Here is an 18,585-nt window from a genome sequence, read left to right on the forward strand (position 1 = left end):
GGAAGGAGATGCCGATCGGGAAGCGGGTGTGGGAGTCGCCGCCGGTGCCGACGGTGTCCGGCAGCAGCATGCGGTTCAGCCAGCTGTGGATGATGCCGTCGCCCACTTTCAGCGAGACGCCACCGCGATTGCGCATGAAGTCGGGCAGGCTGTGATGGGTACGCACATCCACCGGCTTGGGGTAGGCGGCGGTGTGGCAGAAGGACTGCATCACCAGGTCGGCGGAGAAGCCGAGGCAGGCGAGGTCTTTCAGCTCGTCGCGAGTCATCGGGCCGGTGGTGTCCTGGGAGCCGACGGTGGTCATTTTCGGCTCGCAGTAGGTACCCGGACGCACGCCCTGGCCTTCGGCCAGGCCGCAGGCGCGGCCGACCATCTTCTGCGCCAGGGTGAAGCCCTTGCCGCTGTCGGCCGGGGATTCCGGCTTGTTGAACAGGTCGGAAGCGCCCAGGCCCAGTTCGGCACGGGCCTTCTCGGTCAGGCCACGGCCGATGATCAGCGGGATACGGCCGCCGGCGCGGACTTCGTCGAGCAGCACCGGGGTCTTCAGCTCGAAGCTGGCCAGCAGCTCATCGGTGCCGTGCTTGCAGACCTTTCCGGCGTAGGGATAGACGTCGATCACATCGCCCATTTCGAGGTTGGCGACATCGAATTCGATCGGCAGGGCGCCGGCGTCTTCCATGGTGTTGTAGAAGATCGGGGCGATCTTGTTGCCGAAGCAGAAGCCACCGGCGCGCTTGTTCGGCACGAAGGGGATGTCGTCGCCGAAGAACCACAGCACCGAGTTGGTGGCGGATTTGCGCGAGGAGCCGGTGCCGACCACGTCACCGACGTAGGCCACCGGGAAGCCCTTGGCCTTGACCGCTTCGATCTGCTGCAGCGGGCCGACGGAACCGGGCTGGACCGGCTCGATGCCGTCGCGGGCCATTTTCAGCATGGCCAGGGCGTGCAGCGGGATGTCGGGGCGGGACCAGGCGTCCGGGGCGGGGGAGAGGTCGTCGGTGTTGGTTTCGCCGGGGACCTTGAACACGGTCAGGGTGATCTTCTCGGCGACGGCCGGCTTGGCCTGGAACCACTCGCCGTCGGCCCAGGACTTGAGCACGGCCTGGGCGGCGGCATTGCCCTGCTTGGCGCGCTCGGCGACGTCATGGAAGGCGTCGAACATCAGCAGGGTGTGCTTCAGCTGTTCGGCGGCGACGCCGGCCAGCTCGGCGTTGTCCAGCAGTTCGACCAGGGTGGCGATGTTGTAGCCGCCCTGCATGGTGCCCAGCAGTTCGGTGGCGCGCTCCTTGGAGATCAGCGGGGACGTGGCTTCGCCCTTGGCGATGGCGGAGAGGAAACCTGCCTTGACGTAGGCGGCTTCGTCGACACCCGGCGGTACGCGGTTGGTGATCAGGTCGAGGAGGAAGGCCTCTTCACCGGCCGGCGGGTTCTTCAGCAGCTCGACCAGGCCTGCGGTCTGCTCGGCGTTCAGCGCCAGGGGTGGCAGGCCTTCTTCGGCACGTGCGTTCTTGTGTTGGACGTAGGTTTCGAGCACAGCGAATTCTCCTGTCGGACGCGAACTGAAAGTCGGAGCGGCGCAGGCGACCGAGGAGGCGACTCGATCTGCCGGCAGCGAAACCCGCTCCTGGGCACGCCTTCTTGTTGGCTAGAGGACTAATCTGGATTGTTGACAATGCCTCGTTGTGGTTGCGGAAAATATTGGTAAACAGGATTTTAATCAAGCATATTGTCGACACTTCGTCCGAATGCTTCATCGCTCGGCTGGCAGGGACGGGGGGTGAAGCATTTCGCCGGGGTTGTCCCGGCCGCGAATCCTGAGCGTTCGGGGCGCCAATCCAGGGTCTCGTTTTCTGCGTAGTCGCGAACCCGGACTCCAGCGCGGATTGCGCCTGCACTTGCCCCACCGTAGGGTGCGCCATGTGCACCGATCGCGGGATTGACCCTTGCGCCTCGCTCGACTCTTGGTGCGCGCGGCGCACCCTACCCGGTCAGCTCCGTCGCTCCAGCCAGGCACATTGAGTCGTGACAGGCAGCAAGTCGTAGCCTGGATGCAAACCCGGGCCACCGGGCCCATGCCTGGAACGTGGCTCCAGAGCGAGCGGCCCACATCCTGGAAACGCGCTGAAAACGCTTCATAACCACGGCGGCCGAGCAGAAGCTGGTAAGTGCTTCGACGCAAGCCTGAGTGACTGGGGCTCCGGTTTATGCCGCTGGCGAAGCCGGTGCCGCCGGCCACTCGGAAGAGTCGGGATTTGCTCGGATTGCACCGGATCTGTGCTGTCGGATGGTCTGGAGGATTGACAGATGCGGGTTGCTGCTGTTTCATTGAAACCGGTTTCATCCTCCGTCACCGACAACAACGACAAAGGGACCACCGATGACCGATGTGCCTCATTCCGCCCGGGAGCGGGTCACCATCAGCGAAGTGGCGCGGCTCGCCGGCGTATCCAAGGCCACGGTGTCCCGCTACATCGGCGACCGCCAGTTGTTGGCTGACGCCACCGCGCGGCGCATCGAAGAGGTGATCGAACGCCTGGGCTACCGCCCGAACCAGATGGCCAGGGGCCTGAAGCGGGGGCAGACGCGGCTGATCGGCATGCTGGTGGCGGACATCCTCAACCCCTATTCGGTGGCGGTGATGCATGGCGTGGAAACCGCCTGCCGCCAGCACGGCTACAGCCTGGTGGTGTGCAACACCAACCGTGACGACGAACAGGAGCGCCACCATCTGGAGGCCCTGCAGTCCTACAACGTCGAGGGGCTGATCGTGAACACCCTCGGCCATCACCCCGGCGAACTGCTCAACCTGCACCGCGAAATCCCCATGGTCCTGGTGGACCGCCAACTCCCCGAACTGAACGTCGATCTGGTCGGTCTGGACAACGCCGACGCCATCGAGCAGGCCCTGGACCACCTGCAGGCGCGCGGCTACCGCGACATCCTGGCGGTCAGCGAGCCCCTGGACGGCACCAGTTCCCGTCTCGAACGCGTGCAGGCGTTCGGTGCCTCCATCGACCGCCGGCCGGGCATGCGCGGGCAGCTACTGGAGATCGCCGATGACCTGGAGTCCCGCCTGGGCGTCTTTCTCGGCTCCAGCGGGCATGGCCCGCAGGCGCTCTTCACATTCAACGGCGTGGCGACCCTGGCGGCCACCCGTGCCCTGCGCGAGCTGGGCTGCCGGCTGTTCGAGGACGTCGGGCTGATCGCCCTCGACGAACTGGACTGGTATCCCCTGGTCGGCAGCGGCATCAGCGCGCTGGCCCAGCCCACCGAGCGCATCGGCGTGGCGGCTTTCGAATGCCTGCTGGACCGTCTGCGCGGCGATGGTGCGCAGACGCGCCGCATCGATTTCCAGGCCGAACTCATCATCCGAGGTTCCACCCACCCACGTGGCTGAACAGGGGCGGCTGTTCAGCCCTGTGTTCGGCCAGAAATGAAACCGGTTTCATAAGGAATAACAACAATGCTTCCGAACCCTGTTTCCATCAGCCTCTCCAGCTACGGCGCCGACCTGGTGCGGCAGCGTGGCCAGGAGAGCTTCCTGGATCTGCTGGCCAGCGCCGGCGTGACCCGCGTCGAGCTGCGCGAGGAGCTCTTCGACCAGGTGCCGGATACAGCGGCGCTGGCCGCGGCCATGGTCGCGCTACGCCTGGAGTGCCTGTACTCCTCGCCCCTGGAGCTGTGGACGGCGGATGGCCTGCCCGACCCGCGCCTGCCGGGCCGGCTGGAGCTGGCGCGCACCCTCGGCGCGGTTGCGCTGAAAGTCTCCCTTGGCCACTACGGTGCCGCCTGCGACGTCGCGGCCCTGCGTCCGCTGCTGGCGCAGGGCGGGCCGGAACTGCTGGTGGAGAACGACCAGACCCCGCAGGGCGGGCGGATCGAGCCGCTGCTGGGCTTTCTCCAGCGGGCCGAGGGCCTTGGCCTCGCTCTGGGGATGACCTTCGACATCGGCAACTGGCACTGGCAGGGCGAGTCCCCGCGGCAGGCTGCCCGTTTGCTCGGACGCTGGGTGCGCTACGTGCATTGCAAGGCCGTGCAGCGCCGGGACGACGGCCGCCTGCTGGCCGTGCCGCCGCAGGCGGCCGATCTGGACGAATGGGAGCTGCTGCTGGGCAGTTTCACGCCCGGGGTGACACGCGCCGTGGAATATCCATTGGCGGGGGACGACCTGCTGGCACTGACCCGCGCCCAGGTGGTCAGCCTGTCCCGCCTCGGCCGTGCCCGGGAGGTGAGCCATGGCTGAACATGATGTGCTCTGCTTCGGCGAGACCATGGCCATGTTCGTTGCCGAGCAGGCCGGCGACCTGGCCGATATCGAACTGTTCGGCAAGCGCATCGCCGGTGCCGACAGCAACGTGGCCATCGGCCTTGCGCGGCTCGGTTTCAACGTCCGCTGGCTGAGCCGGGTGGGCGACGATTCCCTCGGCCGCTTCGTGCTGGCTAGCCTGCGTCGGGAAGGCCTGGACTGCGCGTCCGTCGAGATCGACCCGGTGCATCCCACCGGCTTCCAGCTCAAGGCACGTTGCGATGACGGCAGCGACCCGGCGGTGGAGTATTTCCGCCGCCACTCGGCGGCCAGTCGCATGTCGCCGGCGCTGATCCGCCCGCAGCTGTTGCAGGCGCGCCACCTGCACGCCACCGGCATTCCGCCGGCACTGTCGGCGAGCTGCCGGGAGCTCTCCCACGCCCTGGTGGACGCCATGCGCGCCGCCGGCCGCAGCGTTTCCTTCGACCCCAACCTGCGCCCCTCGCTGTGGCCCGACCGCGCCGCCATGGTCCGCGAGGTCAACGCCCTGGCGGTCAAGGCGAACTGGGTGCTGCCGGGGCTGGAGGAGGGCCGCCTGCTCACCGGCCGGGAAACGCCGGCGGACATCGCCGCCTTCTACCTGGACCAGGGCGTCGAGCGGGTGGTGATCAAACTGGGTGGCGAGGGTGCCTACTTTCGCAGCGCCAGGGGCGAAGGCCGGGTGGCCGCAGTACCGGTGCCGAAGGTGGTGGACACCGTGGGAGCCGGGGACGCCTTCGCCGTCGGCGTGGTCAGCGCGTTGCTGGAGGGTCACGAGCTGCCCCTGGCGGTGGCGCGCGGCAACTGGTGCGGCAGCCGCGCGGTGCAGTCCCGCGGCGACATGGAAGGGTTGCCCCGACGTCACGAACTCGAGGAGCAGGACCGGCGCAGGAGCGCCTGAATCCATTGACCGCCGGCAAGGCCGGCACCTGTTGCAACAAAAACAAAAAGCTCAGGAGACAGACCCATGCAAACGACTAGCCTCGCCCCGCGCCGCTGGTGGTACATCATGCCGATCGTGTTCATCACGTACAGCCTGGCGTACCTCGATCGCGCCAACTACGGATTCGCCGCCGCCTCCGGGATGGCCGATGACCTCAATATCACCCCGGCGCTGTCCTCGCTGCTCGGCGCGCTGTTCTTCCTCGGTTATTTCTTCTTCCAGGTGCCCGGCGCCATCTACGCCGAAAAGCGCAGCGTGAAGAAGCTGATCTTCGTCAGCCTGATCCTCTGGGGCGGCCTGGCGACCCTGACCGGCATGGTCAGCGACGTCCGCCTGCTGGTGGCCATCCGCTTCCTGCTCGGCGTGGTGGAGGCGGCGGTGATGCCGGCGATGCTGATCTACCTCTGCCACTGGTTCACCCGTGCCGAACGCTCGCGGGCCAACACCTTCCTGATCCTCGGCAACCCGGTGACCATCCTCTGGATGTCGGTGGTGTCCGGCTACCTGGTGCAGCAGTTCGACTGGCGCTGGATGTTCATCATCGAAGGCCTGCCGGCGGTGATCTGGGCCTTCTTCTGGTGGCGCCTGGTGGATGACCGTCCGGCCCAGGCCAACTGGCTCAGCGCCCAGGACAAGACCCGCCTGCAGGAGGCCCTTGCCGCCGAGCAGCAGGGTATCAGGCCGGTGAAGAACTACCGCGAGGCGTTCCGCTCGCCCAGGGTGATCATCCTCTCGCTGCAGTATTTCTGCTGGAGCATCGGCGTGTACGGCTTCGTGCTCTGGCTGCCGTCGATCCTCAAGCAGGCCGCCAACCTCGACATCGTCCAGGCCGGCTGGCTGTCGTCGCTGCCCTACCTGGCGGCGGTGATCGCCATGCTCGGCGTGTCCTGGGCCTCGGACCGCATGCAGAAGCGCAAGCGCTTCGTCTGGCCGCCGCTGCTGATCGCCGCGCTGGCCTTCTACGGCTCCTATGCCCTGGGCAGCGACTACTTCTGGGTGTCCTACGCGCTGCTGGTGGTAGCCGGGGCCTGCATGTACGCTCCCTACGGGCCCTTCTTCGCCATAGTGCCCGAGGTGCTGCCGAGCAACGTCGCCGGCGGTGCCATGGCGCTGATCAACAGCATGGGGGCGCTGGGCTCCTTCGCCGGCTCCTGGCTGGTGGGCTACCTCAACGGCGCCACCGGCGGGCCGGGCGCCTCCTACCTGTTCATGTGCGGTGCGCTACTGGTGGCCGTGGCGCTCACCGCCGTCCTCAACCCCACGCAGCAGAACGGCCGGACCAAGGACCGCAGTCCCCGGCTGGCCACAAGCCAATAGGAACTCCTGACATGAAGAAACGCATCGTCCTCTACAAGAGTCTTTCCGACGAGCTGATGGCGCGCCTGGAACGGCATGCCGAAGTGATCCTGGTGGATGACCCCCAGCGTGATGGCCTGGCGCGCCTGCGCGATGTCCTGCCGGGGGCCCACGGCCTGCTCGGCGCCAGCCTGCGGGTGGACGCCGGGCTGCTCGACCTGGCGCCGCGCCTTGAAGTGGTGTCCAGTGTCTCGGTGGGGGTGGACAACTACGACATCCCCGAGCTGACCCGCCGTGGCGTGCTGTTGACCAACACCCCCGACGTGCTCACCGAAACCACCGCCGACACGGGTTTCGCGCTGATCCTCGCCACCGCGCGGCGAGTGGTGGAACTGGCGGGCTGGGTGCGCGCCGGCCACTGGCAGGCCAACCTGGGGCCGGCCCATTTCGGCAGCGATGTACACGGCAAGACCCTGGGCATAGTCGGCATGGGGCGCATCGGTGAGGCCCTGGCGCGGCGTGGCGCAGCCGGCTTCGGCATGCGCGTGGTCTACCACAACCGGCGGCCCAGGCCGGAGGTGGAGGCGCGCTACGGCGTCCGCTACCTCGGCCTGGACGAGCTGCTGGCGCAGGCGGACTTCGTCTGCCTGACCGTGCCGCTGAGCGCCGATACCGAAGGCCTGATAGGCGCCCGCGAACTGGCCCTGATGAAGCCCGAGGCGATCCTCATCAACATCGCGCGCGGGCCGGTGGTGGACGAGGTGGCGTTGATCGAGGCGCTCGGCCAGCGGCGCATCCGTGGCGCGGGCCTGGACGTCTTCGTCCGGGAGCCGCTGCCAATGGACTCGCCGCTGCTGAGGCTCGACAACGTGGTGGCGACGCCGCACATCGGCTCGGCCACCCACGAGACCCGCGAGGCCATGGCGCGCTGTGCGGTGGAGAACCTGCTCAGCGCCCTGGCCGGCGAGCGCCCGGCCAACCTGGTGAACGAGGCGGCCTTGGCCGCCCGGACCTGAGGTCGGCGAGGGCGGAGCAATCCGCCCTTGTCATCACCGGCTGCCGCCCTGCAGATAATGGCGGATGCGGATCTCCACGCCCGGGGTCTGGAACTGTCGGGCGGCCGCCTCGATCCGTAGCTCGCCCCGGGTGACTCGCTGGTGGTGGCGCAGGTGTTCCAGCCAGGACTCGTCGACGAAGCACTCCAGCCACAGGCGCGGGTTCTCGCTGTCTTGCACCAGGTACCAGGAAATCGCCCCGTTGCGCCGGCGCATGCCGTGCACTTCCGCCATGGCGGCCTGGAAATCCGACGCCTTGGCGGCGTCGATGTCGTATTCCAGGGTGACCATCACCGGGCCGCGTTCCTGGTCCATGCCTTCGGCGAGGATCGGCGCCGGCCAGTGCAATGAGGGCGCCAGGTCCTCCACCGCGGTTACCGGCAGGCGGAAGCGCAGGGCAGCAAGCAGCCCCAGCAACAGCAGGGCGCTGGCGCCCAGCAGTGCCACGGGAATGGAGCTGCGGCTGGCGACCAGGCCCCAGAGGGTGCCGCCGGCGGCCATGCTGCCGAAGAACACCAGGATGTACACGGCCAGACCACGTGCCCGCACCCAGCTCGGTACCGAGGTCTGCGCCGCCACCTGCAGGCTGGACAGCACGGCGATCCAGGCCGCGCCGCTCAGCAGCATCACCGGCACCAGCAGATACAGGTTGCGCAGAAGCGCCAGGGCCACCAGCACCAGGGCGTAGAGCACGCTGGCCAGCAGCACCAGGCGGTCGCCGCCCAGGCGTTCGCGCAGGCGCGGCAGGATGGCGGCGCCGAGTACCGCGCCAATGCCGACACTGCCCAGCAGCAGGCCGAAGTCGGTGGCGCTGCCCTGCAGTTCGCCGCGCACGATCAGCGGCAGCAGGGACATGCCGGCGCTGGCGCCGAGGAAGAACGCCAGCGCGCGTACCAGCACCGCCTGCAGTGGCCGGGAGCTGCGGCTGTAGCGCCAGCCGGCGCGCAGCGCGCCGAACAGCCGCTCGGCCGGCAGCACCGCGGGGATGGTCTCGCGCTTCCAGGCCGCCAGCACGGCGATCACCGCGAAGAAGGACAGCGCGTTGAGGGCGAAGGTCGGCCAGGGACCGACCAGGCTCACCAGCACCCCGGCGATGGCCGGGCCCACCGCCCGCGCCAGGTTGACGCCGACGCTGGACAGCGCCACCGCCGCCGGCAGTTCGTGCTTGTCCACCAGCTCCGGCGTCGTCGCGCTCCAGGCCGGCATCATCAGCGCGGTGCCGATACCCATGCACAGGGTCAGCGCCAGCAGCAGCCAGACCGTGGTCAGGCCGAGCAGGGTGAGCGCCGCCAGCAGGGTGGCCACCGCCGCCATCCACAGCTGCACGCCGAGCAGGTAGCGGCGCTTGTCGACGATGTCGGCCAGGGCGCCGGCCGGCAGCGCCAGGAAGAACATCGGCAGGGAGCCGGCCACCTGCACCAGCGCCACGTTCAGGGGGCTGGCCGAGAGCGAGGTCATCAGCCAGCCGGCGCCCACCTCGTGCATCCAGGTACCGATGTTCGAGGCGATGCTGGCCAGCCACAGCCAGCGGAAGGTTTTCTGGCGCAATGGGCTCCAGGGGGAGGCGGCGGGTGCGGTCATGTCAGAACCAACCTTTGAGCGGGTATTCGAGGATCAGGTATAGACGGTCGATGTCGGCGCCGACCTGGGCGTCGTTGGCGCGGTGGCTGACGTGGGACAGGTACAGGGAGAGGTCCTTCGCCGGGCCGGAGGCGAGCAGGTAGCGCAGGTCGACATCGCGCTCCCAGTGGCGCCCGCCCTTGCCCTGCAGCGGCACGGCGGTGCCGCTGGCCGGGTCCGGCGGGTTGTAGGCGCCGCCGACGAAGTCGAACGGGGTGTCGCCGTGGATGTGCTGGTAGGCGAGGGTGAAGGCCTGGGGGCCGGGCCGGTACTTCGCCAGCAGGCTCCAGGCCAGTGTGTCGATGGCGCCGGCGCGGGCGGCGCCCTGGTCGAGTGTCTTGTAGAGGTTGCCGTCGAGGGTCAGGGCGTCCTGCTGGACGTGCAGGTTGAGGTAGCCCTGGCGCCAGGTGTCGTCCAGTTGCGCGGCATAGAGGGCGGCGCTGAACGGCGCGTGGGATGTCAGGGTGGCACCGGCGAAGCCGATGGCGCTGCCCCGGGTGGAGGCGCCGTAGCCGTCGAAGTCGCCGTGCCCCGAGCTGGAGTCCTGGTTCTTGAAGCGGGTGAAGCGCCCCGCCTGGACGTGCAGGTTGGCGATGGCGCGGCTGTCGAACAGGAAGCCGGTGGCGTATTCCGGCTGCAGGCGCTTGTCGCCGGTGTCGAACACCGGCGTCTCGACGGTCATTTCGCCGTACCTGAGCAGGTTGTCCCCCAGGCGCAGTTTCAGCGCCGTCCCGGCGCTGGAGTAGTGGTCGGCGGCATTGCCCGCGGCGTCGCGCGGCAGCAGGCCGGTGCCCGCGTGGCCGCGGCCGCCGTCCAGCTTGAGGCCGAGGAAGCCGTGGGCATCCACGCCCAGGCCGAGGGCGCCGGGGATGAAGCCGGACTCGACCTCGGCGATGAAACCCTGCGCCCACTCCTGCTGGTAGCTCTGTCCGGAGGGGGAGGGGCTGCGGAAGTCGTTGTGCAGGAAAAAGTTGCGGCCGAGCAGGGACCAGTTGGCCTCGCCGGGCCGGTTCCGCCCTGGCCGCCGTGGCGCCGATCAGCAGGGCCAGCGTGGCCAGGCGTGCCGTTGTCAGGGGCATGTCATCGATTCTCCGTGGCCTTCGCCCCTACAGGGTAAGGGTGCCGGCCGGGGGGACTGGTGCGGGGCTCGGAGCGCTTTTCTGTAGGGGCGAATTCATTCGCCCAGCAGGCCGCAGGGCTGCCGTTCGGGTCCGCAGGGGGCAACTGCGTTGCCCTTGGCGAATGAATTCGCCCCCACAGGGTAAGGGTGTCGGCCGGGGACTGGTGCGGGGCCCGGTGCGCTTTTCTGTAGGGGCGAATTCATTCGCCCAGCAGGCCGCAGGGCTGCCGTTCGGGTTTGCAGGGGGCAACTGCGTTGCCCTTGGCGAATGAATTCGCCCCTACAAGAAGCGAACAACCCCTCTCCCGGAGGGAGAGGGGCGCCGGCGCACTGGTGCACCTGGGCGGTGAGCGGGGCGGCGGGCTTCCAGTGGCCGGGGACCTTGGCCACCGGCGACCACTCGGGCAGCACCGGCAGTTGCGGCGGGCCGAGCGGGTCGAACTCGGCGGCGGCATGGACCACCTTGCCGTCGACGATGGTCAGCACCGACTCGATCCACTTGATCGCCTCTTCCGTCCGCGGGGCCGCCCCATGGCCTCAACGAAAGCGGCGCCCTTCAGGCGCCGCATTGGCAAATTGGGAAAGCCTAGGTCGGGCCGCCTCAGACCACCAGCGAGAGCAGCAGGATGAATACCAGGCCTACCACGGAGAGGATGGTTTCCATGGCGGTCCAGGTCTTGAAGGTCTCGCTGATGCTCATGTTGAAGTACTGCTTGACCAGCCAGAAGCCGGCATCGTTCACGTGGGAGAGGATCAGCGAGCCCGCGCCGGTGGCAAGTACCAGCAGCTCCCGGTTGACGCCCGGGATCAGGTCGATGACCGGCACTACGATGCCTGCGCCGGTAATGGTGGCGACCGTGGCCGAGCCGGTGGCGATGCGGATCAGCGCGGCCACCAGCCAGGCCAGGAGAATCGGCGAGATCTGCGCGCTCACCGCCAGGTTGCCGATGACATCACCGACACCGCTGGCCACCAGCATCTGCTTGAAACCGCCGCCGGCGCCGATGATCAGGACGATGGCGGCAGTCGGTGCGAGGCTTTCGTCCACCAGCTTCATGACCCGCTTGGCGGAAAAGCCGCGCGCGTGGCCGAAGGTGTAGAGCGCCAGCAGCAGGGCCAGGAGCAGGGCGCTGATGGGGTGGCCGATCATGTCCAGCCAGGCGCGGATCATGTGCCCCTCGGGGAGCGCCACGTCGGCGAAGGTTTTCAGCAGCATCAGGAACACCGGCAGCAGCACGGTGAGCAGGGTCACGCCGAAGCTGGGCAGGTTGCTGGCTTCCGGTTCATGGGCGAGCTGCTCCACCAGTTCCGGCGAAGGGCTGCCGGGGATGCGGCGGGCGATCAGGCTACCGAACAGCGGGCCGGCGATGATTGCGGTGGGCAGGGCGACGATCAGGCCGTAGAGGATGGTCTTGCCGATATCCGCACCGAATACGCCGATCGCCAGCAGCGGGCCGGGATGCGGCGGCACCAGGCCATGGACCACCGACAGGCCGGCGAGCAGGGGGATGCCGATCTTGATCAGCGACACCCCGGTGCGCCGCGCGACGATGAACACCAGGGGGATCAGCAGCACGAAGCCGATCTCGAAGAACAGCGGAATGCCCACGAGGAAGGCCGCGAACATCATCGACCACTGCACGCGCTCCTTGCCGAAGGCGCGGATCAGCGTGCGGGCGATCTGGTCGGCACCGCCGGACTCGGCCATCAGTTTGCCGAGCATGGTGCCCAGCGCCAGGATCACGCCGACGAAGCCGAGGACGTTGCCGAAACCCTCCTGGAAGGATTTGACGATCTTCTCCGCCGGCATGCCGGAGGTGAGGCCGAGGAAGCCGGCGGCGATGATCAGGGCGATGAAGGGGTGCAGTTTGAAGCGGGTGATCAGCACGATCAGGCCAAGGATGGTGACCACCGCATCCAGCAGCAGGAAGGTCTCATTGGAAATGGCGAGCATGGGGATGTCTCATATTGTCGTTGTTGTGGACTGGTGCTTTTGAGATAGCGCTATCTTTGCGAGGCAAACCTTTGGCCGGTCACCTCGGAGTATGGTCAAGCCACCATCGGCTGGCGGTTTCGGCCAGTTGCTCGACGTCGCGGGTGGCATCCAGGACCAGGGTCAGGGGCTCGCCCAGGGGCGGTTCGAGGGCTTCGAACTGGCTGTCGATCAGGGTTGCCGGCATGAAATGGCCAGGCCGGTCGGCGACGCGCCGGGCCGCGACCTCGGGCGTCAGTTCGAGGAACACGAAACCGACACCGGGAACCGCGGCGCGGAGGCGTTCGCGGTAGCGCAGCTTGAGGGCGGAGCAGGTCAGTACCGGCCGCCTCCCGGCTTCCACGGCCTGGCGCAACTCGTCGCTCAGGCGGTTCAGCCAGTCGGCCCGGTCGTCATCGGAGAGGGGGATTCCGGCGCTCATCTTGCGGATGTTTTCCGCGGGGTGAAAGGCGTCGCCTTCGATGGCGGTGGCCCCGCTGCGAGCGCATAGCGCATCGCTGACGCTGGACTTGCCGCAACCGCAGACGCCCATGATCACGAGCGCGTTGATGGGTTGAACCATGGGACACCTCTGGGCTGAGATAGCGCTGTCTTTTCAAGTCGCATCCGCGAAAAGCAGGCCATATCGCCGCATCTTGTCATTTTTGTGGATTACCGCTACTGCCGTAGGGAGATCTCGGGACTATCGGGCAATCAGGCAATTGCCGAATCGTCGAGACAGCGCTACCTTAATGGCGGAATTTTTGTTTGACAAGCAGGCCCATGACTTCCTCCAACAATGAAAAGAGTGCCCGCACCACCGGACGGCCGACCCTGAACGAGGTGGCGCAGCGTGCCGGCGTCAGTCCCATCACCGCCTCCAGGGCGTTGCGGGGCATCACCACGGTCGCCGACGACCTGGCGCAGAAGGTGCGCGATGCGGCCCGCGAGCTGGGCTACGTGGCCAACCCCGCGGCGCGTGCCCTGGCCTCCGCACAGAGCCAGTCCGTGGTCGTGCTGGTGCCCTCGCTGTCGAACCAGTTGTTCGTCGACACCCTCGAAGCCATCCATGGCGTGCTGCGGCCCAAGGGTCTTGAAGTGCTGATCGGCAACTTCCACTACTCCCGCGACGAGGAGGAGGACCTGATCCGCAATTACCTCGCCTACCAGCCGCGCGGCCTGCTGCTCACCGGCTTCGAGCGGACGGAAAGCTCGCGGCGGATGATCGAGGCCAGCGGCGTGCCCTGCGTCTACATGATGGATCTGGACGCCGGGGCGGGACTGCACTGCGTGGGGTTCTCCCAGTTGCATGCGGGCGCGACGGCCGCCGAGCACCTGCTGTCGCGTGGGCGCAAGCGCCTGGCCTTCGTCGGTGCGCAGCTCGACCAGCGCACCCTGTTGCGCGGAGAAGGCTTCCGCCGCGTGCTGCAGAAGGCGGGCCTGTATGACCCCGGCCTGGAATTGCTCACGCCGCGACCGTCTTCGGTCGGTCTTGGGGGCGAACTCTTCACCCAGCTGCTGACCAGCCACCCGCAGATCGACGGCATCTTCTTCGGCAACGACGACCTGGCTCACGGGGCCTTGCTGGAGGCCGTGCGCCTTGGCGTGAAGATTCCCGAACAGCTGGCGGTGCTCGGCTTCAACGACCTGCCCAGCTCGGCCTTCATGGTGCCGCGCCTGAGCAGCATCCGTACGCCGCGAGAGGCCATCGGCCGCCGCGCGGCGGAGCTGATCCTCAACCTGATCGCCGGCAAGGAGGTCGAGGAGCCGGTGCAGGACATGGGCTTCGAGCTGGTGGTGCGCGAGAGCACCTGAGCCGCGGCGCGTGCCATGACTTTCCATTCATTTCCTGCCTGGAGGCGATTCCATGCATCCCCGCGTCCTTGAAGTAACCGAGCGCCTGGTGGCGCGCAGCCGCGCCACCCGCGCGCGCTACCTGGCGATGATCCAGCAGGCGGCCAGCGACGGGCCGCAGCGCGGCAAGCTGCAGTGCGCCAACTTCGCCCACGGCGTGGCCGGCTGCGGCGGCCACGACAAGCAGCGCCTGCGCCTGATGGACTCGGCCAACGTGGCCATCGTCACCGCCTACAACGACATGCTCTCGGCCCACCAGCCCTACGAGGACTACCCGGAGAAACTCCGCCAGGCCCTGCGCGAGATCGGCTCGGTGGGGCAGGTGGCCGGCGGCGTGCCGGCCATGTGCGACGGCGTGACCCAGGGCGAGCCGGGCATGGAGCTGGGCATCGCCAGCCGCGAGGTGATCGCCCTGTCCACCGCGGTGGCGCTGTCGCACAACATGTTCGACGCCGCGCTGTTCCTCGGCATCTGCGACAAGATCGTCCCCGGCCTGCTGATGGGCGCGCTGCGCTTCGGCCACCTGCCGGCGATCTTCGTCCCCGCCGGGCCGATGCCCTCGGGCCTGTCCAACAAGGACAAGGCCGAGGTGCGCCAGCGCTACGCCGAGGGCAAGGCCAGCCGCGACGAGTTGCTGGCCTCGGAGATGGCGGCCTACCACAGCCCCGGCACCTGCACCTTCTACGGCACCGCCAACACCAACCAGATGCTCATGGAAATCATGGGCCTGCACCTGCCCGGCGCCTCCTTCGTCAATCCCGGCACCCCGCTGCGCGAGGCGCTGACCGTGGCGACGGCGCACCAAGTGACACGCCTGACCAAACAGGGCGGGCAGTTCCTGCCGCTGGCCGAGCTCGTCGACGAGCGCGTGCTGATCAACGCGGTGGTGGCCCTGCACGCCACCGGCGGTTCCACCAACCACACCCTGCACCTGCCGGCCATCGCCCAGGCGGCGGGCATCCAGCTGACCTGGCAGGACATGGCCGAGCTGTCCGAGGTGGTGCCGACCCTGGCCCACGTCTATCCCAACGGCAAGGCCGACATCAACCACTTCCAGGCCGCCGGCGGCGTGGCCTTCCTGGTGCGCGAACTGCTCGACGCCGGTCTGCTGCATGAGGAGGTCAACACCGTGATGGGCCCGGGCCTGCGCCAGTACACCCGCGAGCCCTTCCTCGAAGACGGCCGACTGGTCTGGCGCGACGGCCCGGCGGCCAGCCTCGACGAGAACATCCTGCGCCCGGTGGCCAGGCCCTTCTCGCCGGAGGGCGGCCTGCGGGTGATGCAGGGCAACCTCGGCCGCGGGGTGATGAAGGTCTCCGCGGTGGCCCCCGAGCACCAGGTGGTGGAAGCGCCGGCGCGGGTGTTCCATGACCAGCAGGCCCTGGCCGACGCCTTCCAGGCCGGCGAGCTGGACCGTGACCTGGTGGCGGTGATGCGCTTCCAGGGCCCGCGCAGCAACGGCATGCCCGAGCTGCACAAGCTGACCCCTTACCTCGGCGTGCTGCAGGACCGCGGCTACCAGGTGGCGCTGGTCACCGACGGGCGCATGTCCGGCGCCTCGGGCAAGATCCCGGCGGCCATCCACCTCTGCCCGGAAGCCTTCGACGGCGGCCCGCTGGCGCGGGTGCGCGACGGCGATGTTGTGCGGGTGGACGGCGTCGCCGGCACCCTGGAGGTGCTGGTGGATGCCGCCGAATTCGCCGCCCGCGAACCGGCGCGCTGGGACCTGGAACCCAACGTCGGCACCGGCCGCGAGCTGTTCGCCTTCATGCGCGAAGCCTTCAGCAGCGCCGAGCAGGGCGCCAGCGCCTTCACCCGCAACCTGGAACGCCTGAAGTGAAACCTGCCGCATCCCGGGCACCGGAACGCGCCGCGCGGACCGATAGAACCCAGGGCTCGCCACTGGAGGGGCTGCTGCGCGCGCCTGCGGGCAATCCTTTTCGCTGGTCCGAACATCAGGGGCGTGAGCTGCTGCTGGTGGAGCATCCGCGCTGCCAGGCGGTGTTCAGCCGCCAGGGCGGGCAGTTGCTGCATTTCCAGCCGCGTGGCGAGCGGCCCCTGCTCTGGTGCGCCTCGCGCTGGCCGAAGATCGGCGCCATCCGCGGTGGCGTGCCGGTGTGCTGGCCCTGGTTCGGTCGCCATCCCATGGAAAGCGGCTGGCCTCACCATGGCTGGGCGCGGCTCTCCGACTGGCGGCTGGTGGACAAGCAGTCCTGCGACGACGGCGTGCGCCTGTGCTGGCGCCTGGAGCTGCACGACTGGCTGGTGGAGCTGGAGGTGGAACTGGGCGAGCGGATGTGCCTGCAACTGAGCACCCGTCATCGCGACAGCGAGCCTTGCGTGCTCAGCCATGCCCTGCATGCCTATTGGCGCGTCAGCGATGTCGCGCGGATCGGCCTGCTCGGGCTGGATGGCGCCGAGGGCAGCGACCTGCTGGAGCGGGAGCCATGCCGCCAGGACGGGGAGCTGCGCATCGTCGATGGCTGCCACAGGGTCTTCCGCCGGGGTGGCAGGGTGATCATCCAGGATCCCGACTGGCGCCGGCGAATCCGGGTGGACGGCAGCGGCAATCCCGACACCGTGGTCTGGCATCCCGGCAGCCGCCCCCTCGGCGATGTGAGCTGGGCGGAGGGCCTGGGGTTCGTCACCGTGGAAGCGGCCGCCTGCGGGGAAGACAGCGTCACCCTGGCGCCGGGCGAAGAAGCCCGCCTGTGCCTGAAGGCCTGGGTGGACTGAGAGCTGCCGGGATGTCGCTCCATTACTGTGGATGCGTCGTGATTTCCTGCTGAAAGGTAATGCGTGCTCTCAGTAAATGTTGTTAGTATTACTACATTGATTCATGGCTATCTGCTTTATTCCCTTTTTATAGGATGAAATGTAGGTAGTTAACTAGATTTCGGCGGTGTGGTGTCTGGTAGGGCGCGCACCGCTTCCGTTACTTGAAAACCACCGGCTCCGAGCCTGAAGGATCACTTCGTGACCAGCCTCCCCAATATCCCGGCAGACCGTCGAGTGACCGTGCCCAGCATGGTCGAGAAGGTCGATATCATCGACCGCCTGTGCAGTGCCGCGCGCATCCTCCCGGTCATCACCATCGAGCGTGAGGAAGACGTCCTGCCCCTGGCTGACGCCCTGGCCGCCGGCGGCCTGACCTGCCTCGAAGTGACCCTGCGCTCGGAGCACGGCCTGGCCGCCATCCGTACCCTGCGCGAGCAGCGCCCGGAGCTGTGCATCGGCGCCGGCACCGTACTCGATGAGTGGATGCTGGCCGAGGCCGAAGCCGCCGGCGCCCAGTTCGTGGTCACCCCGGGGTGCACCGCCGAGCTGCTGCGGGCCGGCGTCTACAGTCCGCTGCCGCTGGTGCCGGGGATCAGCAGCGCCTCGGAGATCATGCTCGGCTACGCCCTGGGGTATCGCCGCTTCAAGCTGTTCCCGGCGGAGATCTGTGGCGGGGTGAAGGCGCTGAAGGCCTTCGGCGGACCCTTCCCGGGCATCCGTTTCTGTCCTACCGGCGGGGTCAATCCCGGTAACCTGCGAGACTACATGGCGCTGAACAACGTGATGTGCGTGGGCGGCAGCTGGATGCTGGACAAGGCGTGGGTCCGCAATGGCGACTGGCAGCGCATCCGGGAGACCACGGCCGAGGCCTTGGCGCTGCTGGGCTGAGGTCCGGCATCAGTAATCCATGCGGCACTGCTTTTGCTTTTTTGTGGGGGCGAATTCATTCGCCAAGGGGTACGCAGTGCCCCCGTGTGACGCCCAAGGGCAGGCCTTCGGCCTGCTTGGCGAATGAATTCGCCCCTACAAGGTTCTTATCCGCCTCGGTCGTTCCGTAGTCCGGATTCCATCCGGGAAGAACGATGAATCCTGGAGGTTCACTAGCGTGCGTACCCAACCTCACCACCTGGCCCCGATCGACGCGCCCCGCCTTGAAAGCTGGCAGGCCCTGGCCGTCCACCGCAAGGCCATGCAGCAATTCAACCTGCGCCAGGCCTTCGCCGAGGACCCGCAGCGTTTCCAGCGCTTCAGTCTCAGCGCCTGCGGCCTCCTGCTGGACTTCTCGAAGAACCTGATCCGCGCCGACACCCTGGCCCTGCTGGTCAGGCTGGCCGAGGAAGCGCAGCTGGGCGATGCCATCCAGGCGATGTTCCGCGGCGAGGTGATCAACGCCTCCGAGCGCCGGCCGGTGCTGCACACCGCCCTGCGCCGGCCCATCGGCGACAAGGTGCGGGTGGACGGCACGGACGTGATGCCCGAGGTGCACCGCGTGCTGCACCAGATGACCGAGCTGGTGGGCGCCGTGCACAACGGCCTGTGGCGCGGTTACACCGAGAAACCCATCACCGATGTGGTGAACATCGGCATCGGCGGCTCCTTCCTCGGCCCGCAGCTGGTGTCCGAGGCCCTGCTGCCCTTCGCCCAGAAGGGCGTGCGCTGCCA

The 18,585-nt window shown here is 68.0% G+C and carries 13 protein-coding genes and 3 pseudogenes; 10 read left to right on the plus strand and 6 right to left on the minus strand.

Annotated elements, in window-relative coordinates; all coding sequences use genetic code 11:
- A partial coding sequence (locus ACFPU0_RS27515; protein ID WP_377696466.1) for a bifunctional aconitate hydratase 2/2-methylisocitrate dehydratase occupies positions 1 to 1,534 on the minus strand: 1,534 nt, incomplete at its 3' end.
- Positions 1,535 to 2,377: 843 nt separating this feature from the next.
- Here ACFPU0_RS27515 and ACFPU0_RS27520 point away from each other — a divergent pair.
- The 5 genes from ACFPU0_RS27520 (at position 2,378) to ACFPU0_RS27540 (ending at position 7,540) form a co-directional block, all read left to right on the plus strand.
- The gene (locus tag ACFPU0_RS27520; protein ID WP_377696467.1) at positions 2,378 to 3,397 is read left to right on the plus strand and encodes a LacI family DNA-binding transcriptional regulator; all 1,020 of its coding nucleotides are present in this window, start codon (positions 2,378 to 2,380) and stop codon (positions 3,395 to 3,397) included.
- A 66-nt stretch (positions 3,398 to 3,463) separates the two neighbouring features.
- A complete protein-coding gene (locus tag ACFPU0_RS27525) occupies positions 3,464 to 4,243 on the plus strand; it encodes an AP endonuclease (RefSeq protein ID WP_377696468.1) in 780 nt (259 codons plus the stop codon).
- Complete coding sequence (locus tag ACFPU0_RS27530; protein ID WP_377696469.1) at positions 4,236 to 5,186, plus strand: sugar kinase; 951 nt, start codon at positions 4,236 to 4,238, stop codon at positions 5,184 to 5,186. The genes ACFPU0_RS27525 and ACFPU0_RS27530 overlap by 8 nt, the downstream gene beginning before the upstream one ends.
- A gap of 66 nt (positions 5,187 to 5,252) precedes the next feature.
- Positions 5,253 to 6,545, plus strand: coding sequence for an MFS transporter (locus ACFPU0_RS27535; protein ID WP_377696470.1), 1,293 nt, complete (start codon positions 5,253 to 5,255; stop codon positions 6,543 to 6,545).
- Positions 6,546 to 6,556: 11 nt separating this feature from the next.
- Positions 6,557 to 7,540 (plus strand): 2-hydroxyacid dehydrogenase, encoded by a 984-nt coding sequence (locus ACFPU0_RS27540; protein ID WP_377696471.1) that lies wholly within the window; start codon positions 6,557 to 6,559, stop codon positions 7,538 to 7,540.
- A 33-nt stretch (positions 7,541 to 7,573) separates the two neighbouring features.
- Here the strand turns inward: ACFPU0_RS27540 and ACFPU0_RS27545 are convergent, their stop codons facing one another.
- The 5 genes and pseudogenes from ACFPU0_RS27545 to ACFPU0_RS27565 all read right to left on the minus strand — a co-directional run bounded on the left by ACFPU0_RS27545 (position 7,574) and on the right by ACFPU0_RS27565 (position 12,874).
- Positions 7,574 to 9,160, minus strand: coding sequence for an MFS transporter (locus ACFPU0_RS27545; protein WP_377696472.1), 1,587 nt, complete (start codon positions 9,158 to 9,160; stop codon positions 7,574 to 7,576).
- A 1-nt stretch (position 9,161) separates the two neighbouring features.
- A pseudogene (locus ACFPU0_RS27550) lies at positions 9,162 to 10,205 on the minus strand (OprD family outer membrane porin); the annotation flags it as partial.
- A 432-nt stretch (positions 10,206 to 10,637) separates the two neighbouring features.
- A pseudogene (locus tag ACFPU0_RS27555) lies at positions 10,638 to 10,832 on the minus strand (amidohydrolase); the annotation flags it as partial.
- 88 nt (positions 10,833 to 10,920) lie between these two features.
- Entirely contained in the window at positions 10,921 to 12,273 is a 1,353-nt protein-coding gene (locus ACFPU0_RS27560) for a GntP family permease (RefSeq protein WP_377696473.1), read from the minus strand.
- Between the two features lie 79 nt (positions 12,274 to 12,352).
- Complete coding sequence (locus ACFPU0_RS27565) at positions 12,353 to 12,874, minus strand: gluconokinase (RefSeq protein ID WP_377696474.1); 522 nt, start codon at positions 12,872 to 12,874, stop codon at positions 12,353 to 12,355.
- Between the two features lie 200 nt (positions 12,875 to 13,074).
- Here ACFPU0_RS27565 and ACFPU0_RS27570 point away from each other — a divergent pair, with 200 nt between their 5' ends.
- The 5 genes and pseudogenes from ACFPU0_RS27570 to ACFPU0_RS27590 form a co-directional block, all read left to right on the plus strand.
- Entirely contained in the window at positions 13,075 to 14,106 is a 1,032-nt protein-coding gene (locus ACFPU0_RS27570; RefSeq protein ID WP_377696475.1) for a LacI family DNA-binding transcriptional regulator, read from the plus strand.
- Positions 14,107 to 14,158: 52 nt separating this feature from the next.
- Positions 14,159 to 15,985, plus strand: coding sequence for a phosphogluconate dehydratase (edd, locus tag ACFPU0_RS27575; RefSeq protein ID WP_377696476.1), 1,827 nt, complete (start codon positions 14,159 to 14,161; stop codon positions 15,983 to 15,985).
- A 62-nt stretch (positions 15,986 to 16,047) separates the two neighbouring features.
- A complete protein-coding gene (locus tag ACFPU0_RS27580; RefSeq protein WP_377696477.1) occupies positions 16,048 to 16,881 on the plus strand; it encodes a D-hexose-6-phosphate mutarotase in 834 nt (277 codons plus the stop codon).
- Between the two features lie 291 nt (positions 16,882 to 17,172).
- Entirely contained in the window at positions 17,173 to 17,811 is a 639-nt protein-coding gene (locus ACFPU0_RS27585; protein ID WP_377696478.1) for a bifunctional 4-hydroxy-2-oxoglutarate aldolase/2-dehydro-3-deoxy-phosphogluconate aldolase, read from the plus strand.
- Positions 17,812 to 18,028: 217 nt separating this feature from the next.
- Positions 18,029 to 18,585: pseudogene (locus ACFPU0_RS27590) on the plus strand (glucose-6-phosphate isomerase); the annotation flags it as partial.

Source organism: Pseudomonas sp. GCM10022186, assembly GCF_042656385.1.
Lineage (GTDB): Bacteria > Pseudomonadota > Gammaproteobacteria > Pseudomonadales > Pseudomonadaceae > Metapseudomonas.